General features: G+C 52.2%; 16 protein-coding genes and 1 other RNA gene. 9 read left to right on the top strand and 8 right to left on the bottom strand.

Annotated elements, in window-relative coordinates; all coding sequences use genetic code 11:
• Nucleotides 1–45 precede the first annotated feature (45 nt).
• The gene (locus tag M2403_RS04675) at nucleotides 46–1758 is read right to left on the bottom strand and encodes an SgrR family transcriptional regulator (protein ID WP_152327879.1); all 1713 of its coding nucleotides are present in this window, start codon (nucleotides 1756–1758) and stop codon (nucleotides 46–48) included.
• 192 nt (nucleotides 1759–1950) lie between these two features.
• Here M2403_RS04675 and cof point away from each other — a divergent pair, with 192 nt between their 5' ends.
• Nucleotides 1951–2772, top strand: a complete 822-nt coding sequence (gene cof / locus M2403_RS04670; RefSeq protein ID WP_165059303.1) for an HMP-PP phosphatase — start codon at nucleotides 1951–1953, stop codon at nucleotides 2770–2772.
• Nucleotides 2773–2855: 83 nt separating this feature from the next.
• Here cof and M2403_RS04665 read toward each other — a convergent pair whose 3' ends face one another.
• Nucleotides 2856–3899 carry a PLP-dependent cysteine synthase family protein gene (locus tag M2403_RS04665; RefSeq protein WP_152327881.1) on the bottom strand — a complete coding sequence of 348 codons (1044 nt, stop codon included), beginning with the start codon at nucleotides 3897–3899 and terminating at the stop codon, nucleotides 2856–2858.
• A 120-nt stretch (nucleotides 3900–4019) separates the two neighbouring features.
• Between M2403_RS04665 and M2403_RS04660 the strand changes: the two genes are divergently transcribed.
• From M2403_RS04660 to amtB, 5 genes are all read left to right on the top strand, one after another.
• Complete coding sequence (locus tag M2403_RS04660; protein WP_104923057.1) at nucleotides 4020–4475, top strand: Lrp/AsnC family transcriptional regulator; 456 nt, start codon at nucleotides 4020–4022, stop codon at nucleotides 4473–4475.
• Between the two features lie 135 nt (nucleotides 4476–4610).
• Nucleotides 4611–6383: a SmdA family multidrug ABC transporter permease/ATP-binding protein gene (locus M2403_RS04655; protein ID WP_259228615.1), complete on the top strand. Its 1773-nt coding sequence runs from the start codon at nucleotides 4611–4613 to the stop codon at nucleotides 6381–6383.
• Nucleotides 6376–8175, top strand: coding sequence for a SmdB family multidrug efflux ABC transporter permease/ATP-binding protein (locus M2403_RS04650; RefSeq protein ID WP_152327883.1), 1800 nt, complete (start codon nucleotides 6376–6378; stop codon nucleotides 8173–8175). The genes M2403_RS04655 and M2403_RS04650 overlap by 8 nt, the downstream gene beginning before the upstream one ends.
• 342 nt (nucleotides 8176–8517) lie before the next feature.
• Entirely contained in the window at nucleotides 8518–8856 is a 339-nt protein-coding gene (gene glnK / locus M2403_RS04645; RefSeq protein ID WP_009639071.1) for a P-II family nitrogen regulator, read from the top strand.
• Between the two features lie 85 nt (nucleotides 8857–8941).
• Nucleotides 8942–10231: an ammonium transporter AmtB gene (amtB, locus tag M2403_RS04640; protein ID WP_101075501.1), complete on the top strand. Its 1290-nt coding sequence runs from the start codon at nucleotides 8942–8944 to the stop codon at nucleotides 10229–10231.
• Nucleotides 10232–10358: 127 nt separating this feature from the next.
• Here amtB and tesB read toward each other — a convergent pair whose 3' ends face one another.
• Nucleotides 10359–11225 carry an acyl-CoA thioesterase II gene (gene tesB, locus M2403_RS04635; RefSeq protein ID WP_165059308.1) on the bottom strand — a complete coding sequence of 289 codons (867 nt, stop codon included), beginning with the start codon at nucleotides 11223–11225 and terminating at the stop codon, nucleotides 10359–10361.
• A 246-nt stretch (nucleotides 11226–11471) separates the two neighbouring features.
• On the opposite strand from tesB, the gene M2403_RS04630 reads away from it, so the two are divergent.
• Nucleotides 11472–12050: a YbaY family lipoprotein gene (locus M2403_RS04630; RefSeq protein WP_259228614.1), complete on the top strand. Its 579-nt coding sequence runs from the start codon at nucleotides 11472–11474 to the stop codon at nucleotides 12048–12050.
• Nucleotides 12051–12110: 60 nt separating this feature from the next.
• Here the strand turns inward: M2403_RS04630 and M2403_RS04625 are convergent, their stop codons facing one another.
• Nucleotides 12111–12419: an MGMT family protein gene (locus M2403_RS04625; RefSeq protein ID WP_259228613.1), complete on the bottom strand. Its 309-nt coding sequence runs from the start codon at nucleotides 12417–12419 to the stop codon at nucleotides 12111–12113.
• 194 nt (nucleotides 12420–12613) lie between these two features.
• Here M2403_RS04625 and ffs point away from each other — a divergent pair.
• An RNA gene (gene ffs / locus M2403_RS04620) (signal recognition particle sRNA small type) lies at nucleotides 12614–12710 on the top strand.
• 128 nt (nucleotides 12711–12838) lie between these two features.
• On the opposite strand, the gene M2403_RS04615 is transcribed toward ffs, so the two are convergent.
• The gene (locus M2403_RS04615) at nucleotides 12839–14188 is read right to left on the bottom strand and encodes an NCS2 family permease (protein ID WP_259228612.1); all 1350 of its coding nucleotides are present in this window, start codon (nucleotides 14186–14188) and stop codon (nucleotides 12839–12841) included.
• A 73-nt stretch (nucleotides 14189–14261) separates the two neighbouring features.
• Nucleotides 14262–16049 carry an adenine deaminase gene (locus M2403_RS04610; RefSeq protein WP_152327887.1) on the bottom strand — a complete coding sequence of 596 codons (1788 nt, stop codon included), beginning with the start codon at nucleotides 16047–16049 and terminating at the stop codon, nucleotides 14262–14264.
• A gap of 139 nt (nucleotides 16050–16188) precedes the next feature.
• On the opposite strand from M2403_RS04610, the gene M2403_RS04605 reads away from it, so the two are divergent.
• Nucleotides 16189–17136, top strand: coding sequence for a LysR family transcriptional regulator (locus tag M2403_RS04605; protein WP_152327888.1), 948 nt, complete (start codon nucleotides 16189–16191; stop codon nucleotides 17134–17136).
• Between the two features lie 83 nt (nucleotides 17137–17219).
• Here M2403_RS04605 and M2403_RS04600 read toward each other — a convergent pair whose 3' ends face one another.
• Nucleotides 17220–17423, bottom strand: a complete 204-nt coding sequence (locus M2403_RS04600; protein WP_013576617.1) for an HHA domain-containing protein — start codon at nucleotides 17421–17423, stop codon at nucleotides 17220–17222.
• A 45-nt stretch (nucleotides 17424–17468) separates the two neighbouring features.
• Nucleotides 17469–17837, bottom strand: a complete 369-nt coding sequence (gene tomB, locus M2403_RS04595) for an Hha toxicity modulator TomB (protein ID WP_104923047.1) — start codon at nucleotides 17835–17837, stop codon at nucleotides 17469–17471.
• Nucleotides 17838–17940: the final 103 nt, after the last annotated feature.

Here is a 17940-nt window from a genome sequence, read left to right as displayed (position 1 = left end):
TAATGGTACTTTCCTTTAACGTCATAGTGTAGCGAAACAGCTCGTTCACGCGTTTTCGGATAACAAAGGCGGCGGAACCCAGGCCTGACAAAAATCAAACCAGCCCCACGCCGTGAGCTGAACCCCGCTGATCCGCGGCGGCGCGCTGACCTGATACTGATAGTTAAATAAAGGCGTCACGATCCCGGTTTGCATCCATTGATAGAAATGTTCGCGCAATTCATCGGCGCGACGGTTTTCGAGCGGAATTTGCTGAATATGGAGGAGGCGCTGTTGCTGATTGTGCAGATCATCTTCGCGTAAAATTTCCAGCCAGAGCGGATCCTGCTGCAACCAGTTTTCCAGCGTGGCTTCAGGTGATTCACCGATCAGACGATCGCCGAGCAGCAGATCGGCGGATTTCAACAGTTCTCCGTCTTCCCACAAACGCCCCTCGTGATAAATGACTTCCAGCGCGCAGCCCTCATCAGCCAGTTTTTGCTGCAAAGCCTGAGCGACCAATTCAAATTCCACCGGCGGATGAAACAGGAGCCTCAGCTTTTCCGGCAGAGGAACGTCGGTATCGTCATGCAAAGGAATGGGCCAGCCGGGCAGCATTTCTTTGCTGGCTTTCACCAGGTCATGATCAATCGGAAGATTATCCAGCATGCCACTGCGCTGGATCAGCCGGACAATTTTCCGTGCCTGAGCTTCATTCAGAACGCCCCGCCGCAGATTGGTGGCGATATAACAAAATCCCAAGCTGGTGCTGCGCCTGACTGGTTTGACGCGCGACAATTCTTCCTCTTCTCCCAGAATGATCCTCACCGGATGCTGACAGCTCACATTATTCTTTTGCGCGAATAACTGCGGCGTGATCCAAAATTCTATCGCCGCAAGATAAGGATGTTGCAGGGTATAAAGCGTGTGCTGTTCCAGCCTGACCAGTTCGGGAGAAAAATGCGTCAGCCGGAAAGGACCCGCGCCGATGTGCGGATTTTCAGGATGTGAGAGCAGACAATTAAGATCGGCAAACCGGTGCGCCAGCCAGTAATCAGGAATATCGAGATCAAATTGCAGGCACTGTGCGTGTGGCTGAGATATTTGGATCACAGATGCCAGATTGTGTTGTCCCCGTGCTGAATGGCGCAATTGCTCAAAGCGGGTCAGCAGTTGCGATGTTTTCAGCGGTTCTCCGTTGTGCCAGAAAAGCTGACTGCGCAGAAAGAACTGCCAGGTTTTGCCGTCATTGCTGATTTGCCAGTGATGGGCCAGATCCGGCTGTGGCGTTGGGTTTCCGGGGACAAAGTGCGTCAGACCTGCATGAATGGTATGCGCCAGGTGTTGTTCTGCGCGGCCGGTCAGCGTTAAGGGATCCAGAAACTGGAGAGGGCGGTAATACGGGATCCGCAACGTGGGCGAATCTTCCTGCCATTGTCCGCCAAGGTGCGGCGCAAGCAGGGTATTCAGATGTGTCGGGTCCAGCTGACTGAGTTGCAAAGCTGCCGAATGCTCGCCGTTTTTGAGCAACTCCTGCAAATAAGCACCGCGTAAATCCTCGGGGGATTTAAGGCAGCACAACGACGCGCGTTTTCCGCGACCGGACTGTGAGTGCCAGTTTATCCACCCCGCATCTTTAAAATGGCTCAGCAACGTCCGCGTGTGGCGTTCGCTGCAGCAGAAAATGTCGGCCAGTTCAGTCACAGTCAGTAAAACGGGTTCCTGCCCGGTTTTCACATACAGGCGCTGATACTGGTTAAGCCGGTTTTGCAATCGCATGGAAAATACGGAACCTTATTTTTCTGGTACAGGATTTACTTCAGCATATCGCAGACTTTTGCCGATGGCGCGGGGCCGAAAACCAAAGTGTGAACTAAACCCGGAAGAGTATTCATAAACTGTTCACTATTAGTTCCGCAAATCGCAGTCCATACTTTGAACGTGAAAATCATTCCCGCCCAGAGAGGAAATATGTACCGTTTAGCTGCATTCGATATGGATGGCACACTTCTTTTACCCGACCATACCCTGGGCGAGAAAACGCTGGCAACCCTGCGCCAGTTGGCAGAAAAACCCATGCGACTTACCTTTGCTACCGGACGTCATTATCTTGAAATGAAAGATATTCTGGCCAATATAGGCATGGAAGGTTTTCTGATTACCGGCAATGGCACACGTATTCATGACTTGTCCGGGCATTTACTGCACGCCAGTGATTTACCGGAAGATTGTGCGCATGAATTGCTGCACACGGGCTGGGATACCCCGGCGAGTCAGCATGTTTTTCGTGACGACGGCTGGTTTACCGCTCTGGACGACCCCGACTTGCTGATCCCGCATCAGTTCAGCGGTTTCCGTTATCATTTGCAGGATCTGCGCACATTGCCCGATGCAGGCAACAGCAAAGTGTGTTTCTGCGCACCGCATGAAACCCTGCTGAAACTGGTTCCCCAGCTGAAAGCGCATTTCGGCAATCGTTTGGACCTGTGTTTTTCGGCGCATGATTGCCTGGATGTACAGCCTGCGGGCTGTAACAAAGGCAGCGCGCTGGCACTTCTGACGGGGGGGCTTGAGATCAAAATGTCTGAATGCATGGCCTTTGGCGATGCGATGAATGACAGGGAAATGCTGGAAAGCGTCGGAATGGGGCTGATCATGGGCAATGCATTGCCTGTGCTGAAAGAACAATCGCCGCATCTGCAAGTTATCGGGCACTGCCGGAATCAGGCGGTGTCTCACTTTTTGCAACACTGGCTGCACACACCAAACCTCACCTATTCCCCCGAATATTAAGGTTTTGCAGCAAGCCGGGATTATCTGTCCCGGCTTTTTTCCTTCATACTTCAAGCTGCTGGTGCGTTGGCTAACCTAAAACCTCAGTTAAGGCCTTCTAGCTGCTGTGCGTACACCGAAATATCCCCGATGTTCTTCGCGATCCAGTTCTCGTCAAAATAGGTATTCAGATAACGTTCGCCACTGTCGCAAAGTAACGTGACGATTGAACCTGTCTCTCCATTTTCTCGCATTTGTTTAGCCAGTTGCAGCGCGCCCCAGACATTTGTTCCGGTTGAACCGCCCACTTTACGGCCAAGCACTTTTTCCAGCCAGTGAAGCGTCGCGACGCTGGCCGCATCAGGCACCTGCATCATGCGGTCGATGACGCTGGGAATAAAAGAAGGCTCGGCGCGCGGGCGGCCAATCCCTTCGATACGGCTGCTGCATTGCGCTGTTACGCTGGCATCACGTTGCTGATAGTAATCATAAAATACTGAGTTTTCCGGATCGACCACCACCAGTTCGGTATTATGCCCCTGATAACGAATATAACGCCCCAGTGTGGCTGAGGTGCCGCCTGTTCCGGCGCTCATTACCAGATATCGCGGTACCGGATGCGGCTCGCGGGACATCTGGCGGAAAATACTGTCAGCGATGTTATTGTTTCCCCGCCAGTCGGTAGCGCGCTCAGCAAAGGTAAACTGATCCATGTAATGCCCGTTCAGTTCACGGGCAAGCTGTTCGGAAGCGGCATAAATCTGACCGGAGTTTTCAACAAAGTGGCAGCGGCCGCCATAAAATTCAATTTGCTGAATTTTTCGAGGCGCGGTACAGGCAGGCATCACGGCAATAAAAGGCAGGCCGAGCAGGCGCGCGAAATAGGCCTCAGAAATAGCCGTACTGCCCGACGACGCCTCGATGATCGGCGTATTTTCACGTATCCAGCCGTTGCACAGACCATACAAAAACAGGGACCGCGCCAGACGATGTTTCAGGCTGCCGGACGGATGCGTGCTTTCATCTTTCAGATACAGCGAAATTCCGGGGAAATCATTCAGGGCGAGACGAATTAAATGTGTATCGGCTGAACGCTGAAAATCCGCGTCGATTTCTTTGATAGCGTGATTAACCCAGGCGTTTTGCATAATGAGAGCTCGCAGAAGAAGTTTTGTAGGATTAAGAATAACGCAAGCGGCAGAGAAATAAGTTACCCTTTACCCCATGAACTGCGTGTATTGTAGAAAAATATTCTCCCGGAGTGCGTTATGGTAGATAAAATTGACCTCAGGCTGTTGTCGTTATTGCAAAAGGATTGCACGCTTTCTCTGAATGAACTGGCCGAAGCGGTAAATCTCACCACCACGCCTTGCTGGAAACGGATAAAACGTCTTGAAGACGACGGCATTATTTGTGGAAAAGTGGCCCTGCTGGATGGTGAAAAACTCGGGCTGAGCCTGACAGCGTTTGTCCTGATTAAAACTCAGCATCACAACAGTGAGTGGTATCAGCGATTTGTACAGCAGGTGGAAGCCTTTCCCGAAGTGCTCGGGTTTTACCGGATGGCAGGGGAATACGATTATTTACTCCAGGTTCAGGTTTCCGATATGAAAAGCTATGACAACTTTTACAAGCGGCTTGTGAACGGCATTCCAGGACTGAACGATGTGACCTCAAGTTTTGCGATGGAACGCATAAAATCGACGACCGCATTGCCAATTTAATGCAAAAGTTGCAGTAAAAAGTTTCATCAGAAACGCATGTTAACTCTGGTATCCTTGTCGTCCTGAAGAGAAAACAGGGTTTCTGAAACCTGTTTAACTCAATAAAATCATTATTATTTGTATGGAAAACGCTGCGTGAGATTGTTTGCACAATTAGGCTGGTACTTCCGACGCGAATGGCGCCGGTATCTGGGTGCCGTTGGCTTGCTGATCATTATTGCCATCCTGCAATTACTGCCACCCAAGCTGGTTGGCGTAATTATTGATGGCGTAACGTCAAAACAAATGTCTGCAAGTGTGCTTTTCGCGTGGCTTGGCCTGATGCTGGGCACGGCTGTTGTGGTGTATTTGTTGCGATACGTCTGGCGCGTGCTGTTATTCGGAGCGTCCTATCAGCTTGCTGTCGAACTGCGGCAGGATTTCTTCCGGCAGCTCAGCCGTCAGCATCCGGCCTTTTATCTGCGTCATCGCACTGGCGATTTAATTGCCCGTGCAACCAACGACGTTGACCGCGTGGTCTTTGCAGCCGGCGAGGGCGTTCTGACTCTGGTGGATTCGCTGGTCATGGGGCTGGCGGTGCTGATTGTAATGGCAACGCAGATTAGCTGGGAACTGACACTACTTTCTCTGGTTCCAATGCCGGTGATGGCGATCATCATCAAACGTTATGGCGACCAGCTGCATTCCCGTTTCAAAACGGCGCAGGCGGCGTTCTCCTCACTGAATGACCAGGCGCAGGAAAGCCTCACCAGTATCCGGATGATCAAAGCTTTTGGGCTGGAGAATCATCAGTCCTCGCAGTTTGCCGATGTTGCGGCAGATACCGGCGCTAAAAACATGCGCGTTGCGCGCGTTGATGCGCGTTTTGATCCGACCATATATGTGTCTATCGGCATGGCAAACCTGTTGGCGATTGGCGGCGGGAGCTGGATGGTAGTCAACGGTCACCTGACGCTCGGTGAATTAACCAGCTTTGTGATGTATCTCGGGCTGATGATCTGGCCGATGCTGGCGCTGGCCTGGATGTTTAATATTGTTGAACGCGGAAGTGCGGCCTACAGCCGTATCCGCAGTTTGTTGCAGGAAGCCCCTGCTGTGGCAGACGGAACAAAACCGTTACCGGCTGGCCGGGCCGTGCTTGAAGCTCAGATAACCCGATTCCAGTATCCTGAAAATAGTCAGTCTGCACTGAATGCTGTGGAATTCACCCTGGAGCCGGGCAAAATGCTCGGACTGTGCGGCCCGACCGGCTCCGGGAAGAGTACGCTTCTGGCTCTACTCCAACGTCAGTTTGACGTTACAGAAGGGGACGTGCGCTATCACGGGTTATCTCTTAAAGACATTCAGCTCGACAACTGGCGCGCGCGTCTGGCGATTGTCAGCCAGACACCTTTCCTGTTCTCCGACTCGGTGGCGCAAAACATTGCGCTTGGGCGTCCGGAAGCCACTCAGGAAGAAATTGAAGAAGCGGCGCGGCTTGCCAGTGTACATGACGATATTCTGCGATTGCCCAAGGGATACGAAACCGAAGTCGGTGAGCGCGGCGTAATGCTTTCCGGCGGGCAAAAACAACGTATTTCCATCGCCCGTGCGTTGCTGATGAAAGCAGAAATCCTGATCCTTGACGATGCGCTGTCGGCAGTTGATGGTCGTACGGAACATCAGATCCTGCATAACTTACGGCAGTGGGGAAGTGACCGCACGGTGATCATCAGCGCACACCGCCTTTCTGCCCTGACCGAAGCAAGCGAAATTTTGGTCTTCAACCATGGAAGCATTTCGCAACGTGGCAATCACGATCAGCTTGTTGCGCAGCCCGGCTGGTACCGGGATATGTTCCGCTATCAGCAGCTTGAAGCTGCGCTGGACGACGTGCCGCAGGAAATGGAGACGGAACAACGTGGCTGAACCAAAAACGAATAAAATTCAGAAGTTATGGCCAACGCTTAAACGACTTCTCAAATACGGAAAACCCTACAGCAAGCCACTTTCCTATGCTGTCATAATGTTGTGGGTTGCTGCCGCGGCGGAAGTGACCGGGCCCATTCTGATCAGTTTCTTTATTGATCATTATGTCGCGAAAGGGGAGTTGCCCTGGGGGAAAGTCAGCTTGCTGGCACTTTGCTTTATCTTCCTGCAATTTCTTGCCGCAAGCCTGCACTATTTTCAGGCGTTATTGTTTAACCGTGCCGCCGTGGGTGTGGTCCAGCGTTTACGTACCGATGTTATGGACGCCGCACTCCGGCAGCCGCTCAGTGCGTTCGATACCCAGCCGGTCGGGCAGCTTATTTCCCGTGTGACCAATGATACTGAAGTGATCCGCGATTTATACGTGACCGTGGTGTCGACAGTGTTGCGCAGCATCGCCCTGATTGGCGCAATGTTGATCGCGATGTTCAGCCTGGACTGGCGGCTGGCTTCCGTGGCTATTTGCATTTTCCCGGCAGTATTTGTCGTGATGGGGCTGTATCAGGTCTACAGCACGCCGGTTGTCCGCAAGGTGCGCGCTTATCTGGCGGACATTAATGACGGGTTTAACGAAGTCATTAATGGCATGAACGTCATCCAGCAATTTCGTCAGCAGAAAAGATTCGGCGAACGCCTCACGCGCGCCAGCCAGTCGCACTACATGGCGCGTATGCAAACGCTGAGGCTGGAAGGTTTTCTGCTGCGTCCATTGCTCAGCCTGTTTTCATCGCTGATTCTGTGCGGTTTGTTGCTGCTTTTCGGATTCAGTGCCGAAGGCTCAATTGGTGTGGGCGTGTTGTATGCCTTCATTAACTATCTCGGGCGCCTCAACGAACCGCTGATCGAACTGACTTCGCAGCAATCTATTTTGCAGCAGGCGGTTGTTGCCGGTGAACGTATTTTCGATTTGATGGACAGAACCCAGCAACAATACGGTCCGGACGACAAATTACTCACCAGCGGAGAAATTGAAGTCAGGGACGTCAGCTTCGCTTATCAGCCCGACAAATGGGTACTGGAAAATATCTCCCTGCACGTTCCGTCGCGCGGGTTTGTAGCGCTGGTCGGGCATACGGGTAGTGGCAAAAGTACGCTGGCGAATCTGCTGATGGGATATTACCCGCTCAATAAAGGTGAAATCCGCGTGGACGGACGCAATCTTGCTGACCTGTCGCATACCAGCCTGCGTAAAGGTATCGCAATGGTTCAGCAGGATCCGGTGGTGCTGGCGGAATCGGTGTTCGCCAATGTGACACTGGGGCGGGATATTGATGAAGCTCAGGTCTGGCACGCGCTGGACATCGTGCAGCTTTCGCCGCTGGTGCGTGAAATGCCGGAAGGGCTCAATACGCGTCTGGGTGAACAGGGGAATAATCTTTCCGTGGGCCAGAAACAGTTGCTGGCGATGGCGCGCGTTTTGGTGCAGGCGCCTGAGATTCTGATCCTTGACGAGGCAACGGCCAATATTGATTCCGGAACCGAGCAGGCAATTCAGCGTGCGTTGCGGGCTATCCGTCAGCAAACCACGCTGGTGGTGATCGCCCACCGTCTTTCAACGATTGTCGATGCCGATAATATTTTGGTATTGCATCGGGGTCAGGCGGTTGAACAAGGTAACCATTTTCAGCTTCTGGCAGAAAAAGGCCGTTATTATCAGATGTATCAGTTGCAGCTCGCAGGGCAGGAGCTGGCGTCCACCGGTACGATTATTTCAGCAACAGAAAACGTATAATCTTTTAGCTGGCGCAGCCTGATTGCTGCGCCAGTTCATTTCTTCCTGTTCTTTTAATCCCTCCTTTTCGCGTCTCACGCACCTGATTCATGCAGCCAAAACGTTCCTCTGACTTTCTCTGCACTAAAAGGCAGCGACAGGCACTTAAATGGTGCGCATGGGGTCAGGCTGAATACGGCCTCACAACTGTGCGCCGGGTCACGAATAATCTGAAAATGCCGTATTACGCGGGAATCGCATGAATATTTGCGTGATTTCAACTCTGGCACACCCTTTGCTTTAACCATTCCGTATCGGGCGCGAGGTTTCTCGCGGCAAGCCCTTAATTCGAGGAGTGGCAATATGAAGCTGGTTACTGTGGTGATCAAACCTTTTAAGCTGGAAGACGTGCGTGAAGCACTGTCTGCTGTTGGAATTCAGGGGCTGACCGTAACGGAAGTTAAAGGTTTCGGCCGTCAGAAAGGTCACGCTGAGTTGTATCGCGGTGCGGAATACAGCGTGAACTTCCTGCCAAAAGTAAAAATCGACATTGCTATCGCTGACGATCAGCTGGATGAAGTGATCGACGTGATTAGCAAAGCGGCCTACACCGGCAAGATCGGTGATGGCAAAATTTTCGTTGCAGAATTGCAACGCGTCATCCGTATCCGTACGGGTGAAACTGACGAAGCAGCACTGTAATTTCAGGCCTTTATCTCTGATATAAATCGCTTTGATATAAATCAGGTTAGAAAAAACAGTTTTGAGAAACAGGGGTGGGTTAATAATGAAAAAACTTTTATCCATGATGGGGCTTGGCGCGGTTGCATTGCTGCCTTCGCTTGCCATGGCAGCAGCACCGGCAGCCGCAAACGGTGCTGACAACGCATTTATGATGATCTGTACTGCCTTGGTACTGTTTATGACTGTACCTGGCGTGGCATTGTTCTACGGCGGCTTACTGCGTTCTAAGAACGTTCTGTCCATGCTGACTCAGGTTATCGTGACCTTCGCGCTGGTTTGTGTTCTGTGGATCCTTTATGGCTACAGCCTCGCATTCAGTGAAGGTAACGCCTTCTTCGGCGGCTTCAGCAATGTGATGATGAAAGGCATCGGCCTGGATTCAGTCACGGGCACCTTCTCCCAGATGATTCACGTTGCGTTCCAATGCTCTTTCGCCTGCATCACTGTAGCGCTGATTGTGGGCGGTATCGCTGAACGTGTTCGTTTCTCTGCGGTGCTGATTTTCACTGTGATCTGGCTGACCTTCTCTTACATCCCGATGGCTCATATGGTGTGGGCGGGCGGCTTCCTGGCGGCTGATGGCGCGCTGGACTTCGCGGGTGGTACGGTTGTTCACATCAACGCCGCTATCGCAGGTCTGGTGGGTGCATATCTGCTGGGCAAACGCGCAGGCTTTGGTAAAGAAGCGTTCAAACCACACAACCTGCCGATGGTCTTCACCGGCGCTTCAATCCTGTACGTGGGCTGGTTCGGCTTCAACGCCGGTTCGGCAAGCGCGGCGAGCTCCATTGCAGCCCTGGCATTCCTCAACACCGTTATTGCGACCGCAGGTGCAATCCTGTCCTGGACGCTGGTTGAGTGGATGGTTCGCGGTAAGCCTTCTCTGCTGGGCGCAAGCTCCGGTGCTATCGCAGGTCTGGTTGCTATCACCCCGGCGTGCGGGACTGTTGGCGTGGGCGGTGCTCTGATTATCGGTCTGGTAGGCGGCATTACCGGTCTTTGGGGTGTGGTTACCCTGAAAAAATGGCTGCGTGTGGACGATACCTGTGACGTTTTCGGTGTCCACGGCGTGTGCGGTATCGTAGGTTGTCTGCTGACTGGCGTATTCACTTCCAGCTCTCTGGGCGGTGTGGGTTATGCAGAAGGCGTCACCATGGGCCATCAGGTCTGGGTTCAGTTCTTCAGCGTCTGCGTTACGCTGGTCTGGTCTGGCGTTGTGGCCTTCATCGGTTACAAAGTGGCTGACATGATTGTAGGTCTGCGTGTTCCTGAAGAGCAGGAACGTGAAGGTCTGGACGTGAACAGCCACGGCGAGAATGCTTACAACCAGTAAGTTGATTTCAGAGAAAGTAGTGCGCTAACTCTCTAATTAAGCAGTATAAAATAATAAAGATGAAAAAACAGAAGGGGCGATATCACTATCGCCCCTTTTTTATGTCTGATTTTGCGTAATAGCGGATTTACTCGACCGGTCTTTGGCGGATCACGCCTTCCTGCACCGTAGAGGCCACTAAAACCCCTTCACGCGTATAGAACTGGCCGCGCACAAAACCGCGGGCGCCGGAAGCTGAGGTGCTTTCAACGGCATACAGCAGCCAGTCGTCCATGCGGAAAGGGCGGTGGAACCACATCGAATGGTCGATGGTCGCCACCTGCATTCCCGGCTCCAGGAAGCCAATGCCGTGAGGTTGTAACGCGGTGGGAAGGAAATTGAAATCAGACGCGTAGCCCAGCAAATACTGGTGGATCCGCAGATCGTCAGGCATTTCGCCGTTCGCGCGGAACCACACGGCACGGTGCGGCTCTTCAACACTGCCTTTCAGCGGGTTGTGGAATTTCACCGGGCGCATCTCGATTGGCTTATGGCCGATGAATTTTTCGCGGAATTTTTCCGGAATAAGATGCGCCAGATTTTTAGCAATATCGGATTCCGACACCAGTGATTCCGGCGGTGGCACGTCCGGCATCGTATTTTGGTGCTCAAAACCTTCTTCCTGACTCTGAAAAGAAGCCGTCATATAAAAAATTGGCTTGCCGTGCTGTACGGCTTTCACCCGACGGGCGCTGAAACTGTTGCCATCGCGCAGGATTTCAACGTCATAAATAATCGGTTTGCTGCTGTCGCCCGGGCGCAAAAAGTAACTGTGAAACGAATGAATACCACGATCGACAGGTACGGTTTGTTTGGCGGCATAAAGCGCCTGACCGACAACCTGACCACCAAAGACCTGACGTAAACCCAGATCTTCACTTTGACCACGAAACAGCCCTTCTTCGATTTTTTCCAGATCTAAAAGATCCAGCAGATTTTTTAATGCCTGACTCATAGTGGCCTCATGAAAGTTACCGGCTGATGCATGCCGGGCGGAAAAAAAATGCGGTCTCCGGCACAGGTCTAACCTGTTAATCATAGTGGATCTTCCTGATGCTCAGAAGCCCTGTTTTGTCGTCGGGAGGAAAACTTCAGATTTTTGTGCCATGATTAATAGGTAAGCTGGTTAAAGTCACTAAATTCATCGTCGGCGTTTATTACAGCTTGTCGACAAGCGACTAATAAAAAGGGAGTACGATCAATGAAACTTTGGCAGATAGTAGGTGGAACCGCGCTGTCTCTGACTCTTGCCGGGTGCGCACCGCACCACCAGGACCCAGCGCAACAGCCCCCTGTTAATACGGCGGCCAGTCCGTCGACCGAACCTGCGATCACCGGCCCAAATGTGTCTGGTAGCGTGTTTATCAATCAGCGAGTGGCTTTACCGCCTGATGCGGTTCTGACCGTCACATTGTCTGATGCGTCTCTGGCGGATGCGCCTTCACGCGTGATTTCACAGAAAGTCGCAAGAACCCAGGGTAAACAGGCGCCGTTTACGTTTATCCTGCCGTATAACCCGCAGGAAATTGCGCCAAATGCCCGCGTCCTCCTGAGCGCAGCGGTGACCGTTAATGGTCAGATGACCTTCGTCACCGACAGCATTAAGGAAGTGATTAACCATGGTCAGGGCACCCGTGCCGACCTGCAACTTGTGCCGGTTGTCGCCGTACCGGTTGCCACCAAGCCGGATGCTTCAGGTCCGCTCAGCAACCCGTCTACTCCGGGGCTGGGCACTTCGACGGCACCGATCAGCGCAGTGCCATCACAGTCAACTTACTGATGTAAAGGCTGTCTGCGCACTCAGGCACCGCTCCGGCGGTGCTTTTTTATGGGCGCAGTTCTACCATTTCCAGCCGTATTTCTCTAAATCGACTTTGCCTTTCTTAAAGGCAATCCCTTCAGCCAGTAACGCCTGACGTTGACGTTTAAAATCCTCGCCTTGCAGGGAAATCTCGCCGTGGCGGTTAATCACGCGATGCCAGGGAAGGGTGCTGCCTTCCGGAAGTTTCTTGAGTACGCCGCCGACCTGACGTGCCGCACGCGGAGATCCTGCGAGCTGCGCCACGTTACCGTACGTGGTGACTTGTCCGGTTGGGATGGCGGCGATAATCTGAAATACGCGCTGGCGAAAGTTATCGGGGTCTGACATGACATCCTCCTCAGTGTTTGCCGGACAGTATGACGTAAAAATCGGGGTTCTGTCCGGCCTGATTCAGGCGTATTGTTTAAGAAAACAACGGTTGTCGGCGGTTAACTTGCTTTTGCTCTGGTCATCACAGATAATGCCCACCGCTTCGATTCTCTTGTACAGAGACGCGGGGCCAATAACGACAATGGGGGCCCTGTTGGTTCTCCCGCAACACTAACTTGTTAACTCGGTCAGGTCCGGAAGGAAGCAGCCATGGCAGGTGTCGTGTGTGCCGGGATGTAGCTGGCAGGGCCTCCACCAATTTCAGGCCCTCCCGTTTTACCTCTTCTGCTAACCCGTTCACTCTTTGAGATAAATTTTGCGTCAGCCTTAAAACAACGGGCAAGGTATTTTCGCGCCCGTTATCAGGTGAAATGAAATCAATGATGTACCAGCGTGGCGAAGTAGTACACCAGCGGAACAGCCAGAATATACAACCCCAGCGGGACTTCGCGCCCTTTTCCGGCCACGATTTTAATGAGGATGTAAAACAGTAATCCGCCGGCGATACCGGTGCCGAAGCTGTTCGAAATCAGCGTGATCATGACCATCATCAGCACCGGTAACGCATCGGTGAAGTTGCCCAGATCAACTTTTCGCAGGTTACTGAACATATTCAGGCCGATCAGAATCAGCGCTGGCGCGGTGGCTTCCTTGGGGATCATCAGCGCAACCGGCGTGAATAACAGCATCAGCAGGAACATGACCGCTGCGGCCAGCGCTGTCAGACCGGTTTTCCCCCCTGCTTCGGCCGCGGCGGAAGATTCAATCAGCGCCGTCGCCGCAGGAATGCCGACAACCGGCCCCAGTGCGGCGGCAATCGAATCCACCATGAAAGGCCGGTTGATGTGTTTCATGTTGCCATGCTCATCCAGCAATCCGGCCTCGCCGCCGACGGCCAGAGTCGTGCCCATCGTTGAAAAAAATTCAGATGCAAAAAAGATAAACAGAAACGGCAGGAAAGCGATATTGATTGCGCCTGCCAGATCAACTTTACCGAAAAGCGGTGCGACAGAGTGTGGCAGGGAAAGCCAGTGTTCAGGCAGATGCGTGACGCCGAACGGAATACCCGCAACTGTCGCCAGCAAAATGGCCCACAGAATGGCACCCGGCACTTTTCTCGCCTGTAATCCGATGGCAACCAGCAATCCAAGCAGGGCAATCATCGCACCCGGTGCAGTAAAATCCCCCAATCCGAGAGCCGATGTTTTTGCGTTCGCCATCACCAGCCCGGCATTACGAAAGCCGAGAAGGGCGACAAAAATCCCGATGGACGCCGTCAGCCCTAATTTGATCGACTGCGGAACCGAGCGGGTGACAATTTCGCGCAGGCCGAACACGGTCATGATAAAAAACAAAATCCCAGACCAGCAGGCGATACCCAGCGCGACCGGCCAGGTGACACCGTCGCCAGCCAGTGTAATGCCGACCAAAACCGAGCCACCAATCCCCGGGCCGACCATAAACGGCAGGTTGGCGTAAAAGGCCATCAGCAAAGAACCGAGAACAAACACCACAATCACGCCCGTGGTAGCCGCGCCTTTGTCCATTCCGCCCACCGCCAGCAATCCCGGGATAACGACCAGCAGATATGCCGCGGCCAGAAATCCGGTTATTCCGGCCAGACATTCCGTTTTGACTTTGGTCTGGCGCTGACGTAACTGAAAGCGGCGTTCCAGCCAGCCGCCTTCAGTCGCAGGTGCAACATTTTTTACCGAACTTTCACTCATACAAACTCCCCTGGAAATGCTTTTTATAATGTTGTGTTTGCTATCATTTTTGTGTTTTAGCGCTGAGAACGACTCAGACGTTATCCGGCCAGATTTCCAGAACCGGATCGACGATTTCACGTAAACCACCGTCGGTCAGGCCTAAGTCGGTTAAGTGTGGCCCTGCATTACACGCCAGACAGGTGCCTTCGATGGCTTTGAAGACGCGATAAGGCGGCTCCCAGTCAGCGACCTGTGCGCTGAGTTCGCGCAGATTCTTAAATTCTTTTGCCAGCTGCTCTGCGGGTAAGTCGGAGAGCATTCCGGCAATCGGCATCTCAATTTTGGCCAGAAGCTTGCCGTGCTGACTCAGGGCCATGCCGCCGCCGCTGGCGATGAGTTGGTTTGCCGCCAGCGTCATGTCGGCAGGGTCACGGCCGATCACCACCAGATTGTGTGAATCGTGCGAGTAAGACGTAGCAATCGCACCGCGCAATTCTCCCCAACCTTCAAGCAGAGCCATTTTTGGCGTTGCGTCGTGCCGTCCGTGGCGATGCTGAACCCAAATCAGGCTGAAGCCTTCCGGAAGCTGAACGGTACCGTCCTGCACGCTGACCGTGACTTCGCTCCACTGTGTAAACCGGGCGCCTTTGATGTTGCGCAGACGCGCTTTACCGCTGCTCAAACCGGGTATTTTCAGGCGGAAATCATCTTCGCTGAGCGGCTTAAGTTGCATCGTATCGCGCGGAGGAACCACGCCGCTGGCTGCAGCTGGCGTAAACAGAAGTTTGCCGTTTCTGGCAACGCGAACGCCGGCCACGTACACGGCTTCCGGGTGCAGGTTTTCAAGCGAATCGAAAGCGATAATGTCAGCGGTACGGCCTGAGGCGATCAGCCCTAAATCTGAACGTTTCATCCGGATAGCGGCATTGAACGTGGCCATTCGCAAAACGTCTTCCACGCGTAAACCGTAAGAGATCAGCAGTTTAATCAGTGCGATAAGTCCGCCTTTTTCCAGCAAATGGTCTGGCGGAACATCATCGGTACACAATGTAATTTGCGAGGACAAATGCGGGAGCGCGAGCAACGCGGCGGCGATATCCGGCAAAAGATAAGGATGCGAGCCACGGATCTGAAGCGTCAGACCGGCGCGTAATTTTTCGAGAGCATCTTCTGCGGAAGTCAGTTCGTGATCGGAAGTGACGCCCGCCGCCAGATACGCCTGCAGCTGCTCGTCCTTCAGACCGCGCGCGTGGCCTTCAATCAGCTTGCCGCTATTAATTCCTGCATCAAGGATCTCAAGCATTCTCTCGCTGCCGTTGAGCACGCCGTACATGTCCATGACTTCGGCCACGCCCGCCACCTCTGGCCAGCTCAGCATGGTCTGCATTTCCTGACCTTTGAAATCAGCGCCGGACATTTCCAGCCCCGGCGTTGACGGCACGCTGGAAGGCGCTGCGCAAATCACCCGCAAGGGCAAATTCCGGCTGGCCTGAACGGCGTACTGAACGCCCGGCACGCCCAACACATTCGCCAGTTCATGCGGATCCCAGAACACCGTAGTGGTGCCCTGAGCGACGACGATTTCAGCGTATTTTTCCGGCGGCAGATGTGAGCTTTCAATATGGACGTGTGTATCGATAAAGCCCGGCGACAAATAATGCCCTGATAAATCATCAATGTTGCTTGCCTGCGCGAATTTTCCGCGCGGATGAACGCTGGCAATCATATTGCCGGTGATCCCGACGTCGGCTTCACGAATTTCTCCCGTCACCATATCGATGATTTTTGCGTTTATCAGAAGACGGTCGAAAGGAATTTTCCCTAACGCAGCGCTCACAGCCCGCTGGCGCAGGGAAGCAGAAGTGATGTTATCGGTCATTTCAGAATCCGGATTTGCAGTGTTATCGGGCTAATGTAGGCAGAGGAAACGGCTTTGCACAGATGAATTATTTTATCCGTGTATAAGATGCGGTTATGCTGAGCAAACGTTTTCTATTTTTCGCGGAATGGCTGCATATATGTCTGAACCCTGGCGCCGGTTGCCTGCACTCTCGCTCAAGCAAATCCAGTATTTTGTCACGCTCGCGCAGTTGCGCAGTTTTACAGAAACGGCGAACCGACTGGCAATTAGTCAGCCCGCGCTGAGCAGTGCTCTGCGGCAAATTGAATCGGTGCTGGGCGGAAAGTTGTTGCACCGGACTGCGCAGGGCGTGAGCCTGACAGAGCAGGGCGAAGCTGTTTTGCCATATGCAGAGCGCTTATTGAATACAGCGCATGGCGTATTCGATGATATGCAGCAAATTATGCGGGAGGGGGGCGACGGGACTTTGCGTATCGGGCTTGTGCCTTCGGTCAGTACATTGTTATTTCCTGCTGTGCCGCAATTATTATCCGAATATTTCCCTGACATGCGCGTGGAATTTCACGACCTGACAAACGATGCTTTATTACTGGAACTTGATAACGGTTCCGTGGATTTTGGTATCGGCGCAACCGACAGTACTGTGCCGGGTTCTGTTGCGATTTATCCTCTGCTTGAGGATCCTTTTGTGGCAGTGATGCGGTGCGATGATGCACTGGCAGAAGGGCATAATATTCCATGGCGACAACTGGCAAAAAGGGATATTGCTATGTTTTCAAAGGGGAATGTGAGCAGGCTGGTGACATCGCTTATTGAAAGCCATCGTCTGAATTTGCGTGTGGGTTATCGTGTGGATTTTCAGGAAACACTGTATGGTTTAGTGCGTTCGCGACTGGCGGTGGCAATATTACCAGAGTTATATACGGCAACGCTTAATGATGACGAATTAACAGTGATTCATTTGCAACAGCCGACATTAAGCCGCACGGTAGCGATGATGCGTAAACCCGCGCCATTGAGATCGCCGAAAACTGAACAATGTTTTCAGTTTCTTTTGCAGACATTTCACAACCAGATCAAACAGAACGCAGAGAGAATTATCTGAAAGAAATTGTTAAATAACGCTAACGTTATTTTGTATAAATAATAAGCGTTGGGCCGAAAGTTATTTCGACCCAACTTTATCGATCAACGTACAAACTTCCAAACGGATACCGGGATTTTATCGTAAAGCTTGTTCATCGTCAGCTCCGCTAAACGATGGTCTGCCGCCGAGTAAAACAATTCGAGTTCATCGTCGGAAAGTTCGTACTTATTTTTTTCAATAACACGTTCAAGTGTATCAATAGTGGTGCATTTTCTTAAACGCATCAAATAGTCGATTTTGTTCATCTTCGCCTTTTCATTTTTATCTGATGACTGCATATAAATTATTACTCAAGTCTTCATCAGGGTACAGATGTAGTCCCCTGAGAACATTCTGAATAGTCGCTTCTTGGTTTTCTGCCATTGGCGCAAGTCAGAATCGTTAATTCCATAATTACTGAACAGGGTGTAGGTATCATCCAGATACTCTTCAACCAGGTCACTTAAATGGGTATCGTCCGGATACTTAATTTTAAAACTCATCACGAAAGACGCAATGTGTTCAATCAGTTCATTGAGCTGCAGGTTTACAGCCGAAGTCGGGTCGTTGACCCAGCCATGGTGACTGTCACCCAGTGTCGCAATTCCTTCATCGTACAACATTTCATTCAGGTAGCGTAACTGAGCGATATCGTGCCGCTTAGGCGAGTACTCATCCATATCATCCCCTCCGTAATGGTTTATTCGGTGTTGATAACACTCTGTGAGTAAACAACAAAACTTAGTGGCTTACAGAAAACGGCTCTCACTACAAACGCTATGA

Source organism: Rahnella sp. BIGb0603, from assembly GCF_024808755.1.
Classification (GTDB): domain Bacteria; phylum Pseudomonadota; class Gammaproteobacteria; order Enterobacterales; family Enterobacteriaceae; genus Rahnella; species Rahnella contaminans.
The sequence above is the reverse complement of the archived record's forward strand: the minus strand, read 5'-3'. Positions and strand labels throughout refer to the sequence as shown.